The organism is Polaromonas sp. UBA4122 (genome assembly GCA_002381615.1).
In the GTDB taxonomy this organism is placed as follows: domain Bacteria; phylum Pseudomonadota; class Gammaproteobacteria; order Burkholderiales; family Burkholderiaceae_C; genus Polaromonas.
This window is the reverse complement of record DFWY01000153.1, coordinates 880-9100: the sequence shown is the minus strand read 5'-3', so window position 1 is coordinate 9100 and position 8221 is coordinate 880. Positions and strand designations below refer to the sequence as shown.

6 protein-coding genes, 1 tRNA gene and 2 pseudogenes are annotated in these 8221 nt (G+C 57.4%); 3 read left to right on the top strand and 6 right to left on the bottom strand.

All coding sequences use genetic code 11. The features are described 5' to 3' along the window. Nucleotides 1-228: 228 nt before the first annotated feature. From B3F77_RS18285 to B3F77_RS18255, 6 genes and pseudogenes are all read right to left on the bottom strand, one after another. Nucleotides 229-906, bottom strand: coding sequence for an RraA family protein (locus tag B3F77_RS18285; protein WP_293606332.1), 678 nt, complete (start codon nucleotides 904-906; stop codon nucleotides 229-231). Then, a complete protein-coding gene (locus B3F77_RS18280) occupies nucleotides 864-2108 on the bottom strand; it encodes a UxaA family hydrolase (protein WP_293606333.1) in 1245 nt (414 codons plus the stop codon). Before B3F77_RS18280 ends, B3F77_RS18285 begins: the two co-directional genes overlap by 43 nt. A 7-nt stretch (nucleotides 2109-2115) precedes the next feature. Beyond that, entirely contained in the window at nucleotides 2116-2454 is a 339-nt protein-coding gene (locus B3F77_RS18275; RefSeq protein WP_293606331.1) for a UxaA family hydrolase, read from the bottom strand. Nucleotides 2455-2654: 200 nt separating this feature from the next. Next, a complete protein-coding gene (locus B3F77_RS18270; RefSeq protein WP_293606330.1) occupies nucleotides 2655-3776 on the bottom strand; it encodes an NADH:flavin oxidoreductase/NADH oxidase in 1122 nt (373 codons plus the stop codon). Nucleotides 3777-3876: 100 nt separating this feature from the next. Next, nucleotides 3877-4269, bottom strand: a pseudogene (locus tag B3F77_RS18265) (aldehyde dehydrogenase family protein); the annotation flags it as partial. A gap of 555 nt (nucleotides 4270-4824) precedes the next feature. Continuing rightward, nucleotides 4825-4959, bottom strand: a pseudogene (locus tag B3F77_RS18255) (IS5/IS1182 family transposase); the annotation flags it as partial. Nucleotides 4960-5183: 224 nt separating this feature from the next. On the opposite strand from B3F77_RS18255, the gene B3F77_RS18250 reads away from it, so the two are divergent. The 3 genes from B3F77_RS18250 to B3F77_RS21075 all read left to right on the top strand — a co-directional run bounded on the left by B3F77_RS18250 (nucleotide 5184) and on the right by B3F77_RS21075 (nucleotide 7994). Next, nucleotides 5184-7010 carry an aldehyde ferredoxin oxidoreductase family protein gene (locus tag B3F77_RS18250; protein ID WP_293606329.1) on the top strand — a complete coding sequence of 609 codons (1827 nt, stop codon included), beginning with the start codon at nucleotides 5184-5186 and terminating at the stop codon, nucleotides 7008-7010. A 633-nt stretch (nucleotides 7011-7643) separates the two neighbouring features. After that, nucleotides 7644-7719 (top strand) — tRNA-Arg (locus tag B3F77_RS18245). Between the two features lie 80 nt (nucleotides 7720-7799). Next, nucleotides 7800-7994, top strand: a complete 195-nt coding sequence (locus B3F77_RS21075; protein ID WP_414703043.1) for a DUF6538 domain-containing protein — start codon at nucleotides 7800-7802, stop codon at nucleotides 7992-7994. Nucleotides 7995-8221: the final 227 nt, after the last annotated feature.

The following is an 8221-nucleotide window of genomic DNA, read 5'->3' as shown; positions in this document are numbered from 1 at the left end:
CCAGAATCACGTCCATCAGTGGCCAACGCGACATAACCCACTATCTTAGGGGTTGAACGAATCTGCTCCGGGGCGGTCCGTTTCCGCGCCGTTCTGACTGTCGGCTTTTGGACAGTCAGTTTGATGCCCCAAATTTCGGCTATCTACCCAATGCGATCGGTCAGATTTAGAAACGGATGTTTAAGCTCACGGATCAAATTATTGCCAAAGAATTTTCTAATGGGTTCATCAAAATTTCCCATATTTCAAATACGCCTGCTGCGGATCGACCCCCTGAAGAATGGCGCTACGAACCAAACTTTCTGTGGCTATGGCCTTCTCAGACAATTGGACAACTTCTTCCAAATAGCGTTGGGGAATTCGAATCAAACCGTCACGGTCGCCAACCAGATAGTCCCCGGGTGCAATTCGAACATCGCCAATCTGAATATCAACGTTAATAGCATCAGGTAGCCAATGTCCCACCACATCACGTGGCGTAAATCCTCGGCACCACGCTTGAAAACCAATGTCCAGCAAGAAATTGGTGTCACGGATAAAGCCATCCACAACGCAGCCGCGAACACCCTTGTTCTTAAGAGTTTCAGCGGAAAGTTCACCCATATGCGCTACCACGCGGTCGTTAGGCTGTGATGTCCAGATGGAACCACTTGGCGCCTTGGAAAGCAAACCAGTCCACGCGAGTAGTGTTTCATGGGCATCTGCGCCGGTAGAGACCTTGCCGCGTATGGTGAACGCTGGCCCGGCAATGGCCTGTTCGGGAATGATGGGGCGTAATTCAGGTGGAAGGGTAAAGTCACGCAGTCCCATGGCACGCATGATGTCGTGCACCACCCCGGTATAGCAGCGCTGCAAGCGCTCGGTCAAATCGTTTGCACCGGGATCGATTGCCTGATTGGAAGACATGTGGGTCCTATCGGAGTAAAGTTTTTGTAGGTCAGGATGAACTCTTGATGGCCCATCTCTTCTGACTTGCTGGGCTCGCCCTGCGCAACGCGAACTACAAGCTGAGCGATTTCTTGTCCGACTTCTTCAAGCGTTGCCTCACCGTCCAGGATGCGTCCAGCGTTGACATCCATATCCTCAGAAAGACTAGCGAAGGTCTGCGGATTAGCGCAGATCTTGATGACCGGGCTGATCGCGGAGCCCACCACTGAACCGCGGCCAGTGGTAAATAGCGTCATGTGCGCACCACAGCTAATGAGTTCAACAATCTCGGCGTTATCTGAAATATTCGGAAAACCAAAGCGTACCTCGCCGTCTGGCACCACATCGAGCAGGTACAAGCCGCCAGTGGGCGCCAAATCTCCCGGCTTGAGGATTCCCTGAATAGGTGAACCACCGCTCTTGGCATACGCACCTAATGATTTTTCTTCTTGGGTGGTCAAACCACCATCGGCGTTTCCTGGTGCAAAGCTGCCATGGCCAAGCACCGTGTAATACTTGGCGGCTTTTTCAATGCAGGCAACGATTTCCTCCCCCAATTCTGGTGTGGCAGCGCGGCGTTTCATATGAAACTCACAGCCCACGAGTTCACCCGTTTCTTCGAAAATGCAGGCGGCACCTTGCTCCACCAGCGTATCAAAGGCGCGACCAACAGCGGGATTTGCAGTGATGCCACTGGTGCCATCAGAGCCGCCACACACGGTAGCCACCACCAATTCTTCGATCTGCATGGCTACGCGCTGCGTGCTGGCAATGGCCTCTTGCGCATGCTGTACCCACTCTACGCCTTGCGCAATAGTGGACTTGGTACCACCCGTTTGTTGAATAGTCAGTGTATGCACAGGCCTCCCTGTGGCGTGCACCAAAGTCTCCAAGCCTTGCTTATTAAAGCTCTCGCACCCCAATGAAATAAGCAGCACGGCACCTACGTTGGGATGGGTGACCAACTGTCGCATAACTTTGTCTGCATATCCGTTGGGATAGCAGCCAGGAAAACCGATAAGGTGCACGTTCTGATGGCGAAAGGATAGGGTTATCTCCCGTGCCACATGGTGCGCACACTCAACCAAGTAGGCGACGACTACCAAGTTACGTATGCCCTTGCGGCCATCGCTCCTCAGATAGCCGGTCAAAGTAGGCTGTAGCTTTGGGTTTATTGTCATTCTCAGTTCACTCTGCAAAGCGCTCACCTTCGGTCAGCGTATAGGTTGGGATGTAGTCGCTCTTGAGGTTATGCAGATGCAGGTGTTCGCCAGCTTCCACTGCTCGCAGAGTCGACCCAATATGCGCCCCGTAACGCATCACAATTTCGCCTTGTTTGAGACGACGTCGCGCAACTTTATGGCCCAGCGCAATTTCCTGCACCAGGGTGATGGATTTACCATCTACCGTGATAATGGTTCCCGCCACAAGATGTCTGCAAGCAACCAGGCAGTTGTCTTGCGGGCTCAGGAGCAACAGTCGACGGTCTATTTCAAGGCCATCTGGTAAGGGATTTGAGAAATTCATGTTTCTAAATGACTTGTTTGCACTGGTACTGTGCCATCAATAAGTTCCGTTAAACAGCGACTTAAAACTGATATACCCCGTTGATGCTGGATCAATACTCGGCGCTCGCGCAAAAACATGTGACACGCTGGCTCGGTGGCAAGACCGATTACCTGAAGGCTTGAGCCCCAAAGGGCGGGCTTGAAGCCCGCATCACCGGTTCATCGCGAGCCGATCCGAACTTCGCCAAAAATGTTCTGCGCCTCTCGGGGCAGGCAGCGCCAGTACTGTGGGCTGGCGGCCACTTGGCCCCCCAGGGCGGCAGCCGCTTCCCAGCCCCAGCGTGGGTTGTAGAGAAAGGCGCGGGCCAATGCGATCAGGTCAGCATCGCCCGCCTGCAAAATGTCTTCGGCCTGCTGGGGGTCAGTAATCAGCCCCACGGCCAGCGTGGCCAGGCCAGACGCCTGCCGGATCTGACGCGCAAACGGCACCTGGTAGGCCGGGCCGACGGCAATCTTTTGCTGGGGCGACACGCCGCCCGATGACACATGAACGAAATCACAACCCAGAGCTTTGACCTGTCGGGCGAATTCCGAGGTCTGGCTGACGTCCCAGCCGCTTTCGACCCAATCGGTGGCGGACACCCGCAGCCCCAGTACACCGTCAAACACCTGGCGCACGGCGGCAAACACTTCAAGCGGAAAGCGCACCCGGTTGTCAAAGCTGCCACCGTAGTTGTCAGTGCGCTGGTTGGCAATCGGCGAGAGGAACTGGTGCAGCAGATAGCCGTGTGCCGCGTGCAGTTCGATGGCGTCGATGCTCAGGCGAGCAGCCCGCTGCGCCGCGACGACAAAGGCGTCCCGAATCTGCGCCATTTGTACGACGGTCAACGCGGTCGGTGGCGGTTCGCTGGGCAGTTGCGGCAAGGCTGACGGCCCTGCGGGCTGCCAGCCACCTTGCGCGGCAGACAGCAGTTGCCCGCCTTGCCAGGGCAGCGCACTTGATGCCTTGCGACCGGCATGCGCGAGTTGGATGCACACCGGCAGGTGCGGTGCCAACTGGCGGGCGCGCTGTAGGGTGTCACCCAGTGCCTGCTTGGTGCGCTCGTCCCACAGGCCCAGACAGGCGGGCGTGATGCGCCCGTCGGCGGTAACGGCCGTGGCTTCGATGGTCAACATGGCAGCCCCGCTGTTGAGCAGGTTGCTCCAGTGCGCCAGATGCCAGTCGGTTGCCTCGCCGTTGACGGCGGAATACTGGCACATCGGGGCGACGATGATCCGGTTGGACAGCGTCAGGCCACCGCGCGGGGACGGTAGCGTCAAAGGGGAAAATAACAGGCTCACGGAGGACTCCATCCGGGTTGTGGCATGCATTGCGGGTGCATTGACCTGCGAAAAATTAAATTGTAGTATTTTCCAATTCAGGTATGGGCCTGAGCGAAGCTGGATTACTGAGGTGAGTCAGGCGGCGGCGGTTGTCAAACTGCGGCAGGGTATCGCCATTGACGCGCTTGGCTTCTTCGGCAAACCATTCCACAAAACTGGCGCCATAGGCCACTTCACCCTTAGCTTCGGCAAAAGGCTTGCCTTGCTCGGCCGTCATGATGCGCCCAGGTCTCCCTGGTTAGCCATCAGCAAATCAAACCATTTGTGCTGGATGATGCTGCGCTCCTTGGCCGTCTTCCTGCGCCAGGCCAGCCAAGCCGCATTGGCTGCTTCTATTGCTACCTCTGCGTCAGCCGGGCCCGGGTTGGCCACGGTCAGCCAACTTGTAGCCGGTGGCGGGGTCCAGCACATCAAATCAAGAGGACCCGCTGACCTGGGGCGCGACAATCATTTTGTCCGGCCGCGCCGGGTTTGGAGGGGTTCACGATAGAGGGTTTTGATCTCAATAAGAGAGTTCAGCCCAGTGCCATCAACCCGAATCACCGATCAGCAGGTTTGCCTCTACATGAACATCCGAAAGTAAAAATCACAAGCGCTGGCTGCGGCCAAGGCCGGCATAAGTGAGCGCAGCGCGCGCCGCATCGAGGGCGCTACCAGTCTTCCCTCACAGAACCCCCGGCGCTATTGGCGATCGCGAGTTGATCCATTTTCCAGGTCTGGGATATCGAAGTCGTGCCGCTGCTCAAGAGCGCACCCAAATTGGTTCTGGTTCTCGCATTAACCGTTTTTGGAAATCATGGCACACCATAGGTAGCTAAATTATTGACCACAGACACTACTTGTACTGGTCAATTTTCAGTCTTTTTGCTTAAGGCTATGCTGAACAAGTACCATAAAAACACCAGCCTAAATCGTTGACGGTGCAGTTCTCGGAAACGGGTGCGAAATGCCCCGTTTCGTGGCCCGTATGGCCTTTTTTGCAGGCCTTTTGGCCCGCATTGCGCCCTCATGGATGCACCTGTGCCATCAACCTTTCTCGGCTGAGGTAGATGTTGGCCAGCGCCAGAGCAGTGAACGCACGCGTGGCATTCTTCTGTAGCCCGCGATACCGCACCTTGCCAAATTCCCAGAGCCGCTTGACCTGTTGGCGCCGGTTCACTATTGACCAGCCGTGCCGATGATCGACTGACCCAACATGGCCCGGACATTGACTGCGCGCCTTGACTTGGGTGGCCAATCAAATCCCGGTAGTTTGGTCAAAATCAGGTCGGTAGCAACACGCCATTGGGTTAGACTGAGGCCATGTTCGGCCGCATCGGCTTCGGCGCGGTCACCCCGGGCGTGACGTGATAGGAGGTCCGAATCATGGGCTGGCAACGCAAGCTGTTGAGAGTCAACCTGACTGCAGGCACCTGCGTGTCCGAACCCCTGAACATGGCGTGGGCCGAAACCTTCCTCGGTCAGCGCGGTCTGGCCACGAAATACCTCATGGAGGAGATCGACCCCAAGGTCGATCCGCTCTCGCCGGACAATAAGCTCATCATCGCGACCGGGCCACTGACCGGCACGATGGCCTCGACCGGCGGCCGCTGGTCGGCGGTGACCAAGGGCGCTTTGACAGGCGCGATCGCCTGTTCGAATTCCGGGGGCCAGTTCGGCGGCGAGCTCAAGATGGCCGGCTGGGACATTGTCATTCTTGAAGGTCGCGCGCCGAGTCCGGTTTACCTCTACATCGAGGACGAGCACGCCGAACTCATTGATGCCGGCCATCTGTGGGGACGCTCAGTGTGGGAGATCGAACCTGCCATCAAGGCTGCGCACAAGGACCCCTTGATTCGCATCGCATCCATCGGGCCATCGGGTGAATACGGCTGCCGCTATGCCTGCATCGTCAACGATCTGTATCGTGCCGCCGGGCGCTCCGGCGTCGGCACCGTGATGGGCTCGAAACGGCTCAAGGCCATCGCCGTACGCGGCACGGTCGGCGTCAAGCCCGCCAACAAGCAGGCGTTCATGAAGGCGGCTGCCGCCGCCAGCATGACACTCGCCAATAACGAAGGGCGCATGGTCTTTACGCGTTTCGGCACGATCCCGATGATGGACGTGACCGGGACCTTTGGCGCATTGCCCACACGTAACAACCGCCAGGTCCAGTTCGAGGGTTTCGAGAAGCTCAACGCCACGGCAATGCGGACGCCAAACGAGCACGGTCACACCAACCTCATCACCAACAGCGCCTGCTTTGCCTGCACCATCGGTTGCGGACGCATCTGCCATATCGACCCGCAGCACTTCTCGGTCAAGGATCGTCCGCAGTATCACCATGCCTCGGGCGGGCTCGAATACGAGACGGCTTATGCGCTCGGCGCCGCGGTCGGTGTCGACGACCTCGATGCGGCGACCTTTGCCGGCTTCATGTGCAACGAGTACGGCATGGATCCCATCTCGCTCGGTGGCTCGATCGCGGCCGCAATGGAACTGTTCGATCTTGGCGTGATCACGGAGAAGGAGAGCGGAGGTATCCGTCTCGAGTTTGGCAACGCGCAGGCGCTCTGTCAGCTCGCCGAGATGACCGGTAAGGGCGAAGGTTTCGGTCGCGAAATTGGGCTGGGCTCGAAGCTGCTGTGCGAGAAGTACGGCCGACCTGAGTTGTCAATGACCGTAAAGGGTCAGGAATTCGCGGCCTACGACGGCCGTGCCATGCAGGGCATGGGACTCGCCTACGCCACGAGCAACCGCGGCGCCTGCCATCTCCGCGCGAGCCCCTATGAGCATGATTTCGCTTCGACCGACGTCGCCGGCAAGGCCAAGGTCGTCAAGGAGTCGCAGGATTTCATCGCCGCAATCGATTCTTCCGGACTGTGCCTGTTTACCCGGTCCTCCGGCTTGACCGAAGAACACTACGCGAGCCAGATCGACGCTGCCTGCGGCGGCGGCTGGACAGCCGAGCGCATGCGCGAGACCGGTGAGCGAATCTGGAATCTCGAGCGCCAGTTCAATCTCGCTGCTGGCCTGTCTGCCAGGGACGATACCCTGCCCAAGCGCATCCTCGAGGAGCCCGCGCCGAGCGGCGCGGCCAAGGGCCTGGTCGCCAAGCTGCCGCAGATGCTGCCGGAGTACTATCAGCTGCGCGGCTGGACCGCGGACGGCAAGCCGAAGGGTGAAACTCTCTCGCGCCTTGGCCTTGCCTGAGCGGCGCGTGGGTCACCGACTAGTTGCGGCATGGGTCATGCCGGACGTAACGTCAACTTGTCCATTTGATCACTTTTTCCAACGCATAGGCCTAAGATTAGTCTCAGTATCTTAGGGCTGATCAAATCTGCTCTGCGGCCATCCGTTTCCATGCAGTTATGACTGCCGGATTTGGACAAGTCAGTTTGATTCCGCAAATTTCGGCTACGTACCCCAAAGCGCCATCTATGACTGGGATTTCGCCCTCCGACTTGCTGCGCAATGTAGATAGGTACATTGCGCAGCAAAGGAGTCGCCGATCCTAACCCAGCTAGTTTGAACAAGTTGGATAGCCCCGTCTATCGAAACACCCGATCAAGCAACCCTGACAGTCAGGTGGTGGTTAGAGATTGTCTTTTCCCGTAGAGCGTTACTGTCGCCAAGGCTCCCACTTGCCTCTGGACTTTGGTGCGGGTTAGTCGACTTCTTCGTCTTTATCCTCCGCCCGCCTTCCAATTCAATAGTAAAGTGACAATTCAGGCTGCCAATTCACCGAAGTTAGACCTTAACTGTGGTGACTTATTCGCTTAGCTGTGGTGATGTCCAGCTGCGCTGCGAAGTTCTCCCGGCTCCACGGTTACAATATAAAAGGAAGCGGCTGTAGCTCAGTGGATAGAGTATTGGCCTCCGAAGCCAAGGGTCGTGGGTTCGATCCCCGCCAGCCGCACCAGCGACCGTAAGTCATTGATCTATATAGGATTTTTGGCGTAGGACGGTTTGCTACATCGCCTAGCTACAAAGGGCGACGTTATGAAAAGCCATCTTGCCCGTCGTGGTGGCATTTGGTGCGCAAGGCTTGTCATGCCAAAGCACCTGCGAACACTTGCAGGGCGGCGCGAATTCGCACAGTCAACCAAAACCCATGAGCTACACATTGCCAAGCTGGTTGCCAACCGATTTTTCGGCGTCGCCACCCGTCTATCACGATGCGCGTCGAGGCGCTGATCGGTGCTCCAGCGCAAGCAGGCATGTCGAAACTCTGATGGCGCCGCCACCGTTGACGCCTCATCAAGGCTTACCCGCTTCATGAGCGCTTCTGCTGGCGCACGCCGCCCGCTTTCGGTTCATGCACTTTAAGTAGGTATTTTCTCGTGCGCGATGCTCGAAATGAGTGCTTATTGCGATCAGGATTGCGCTTACTTTGATCTGGCTAGCCCACGATTGGGCGCTGC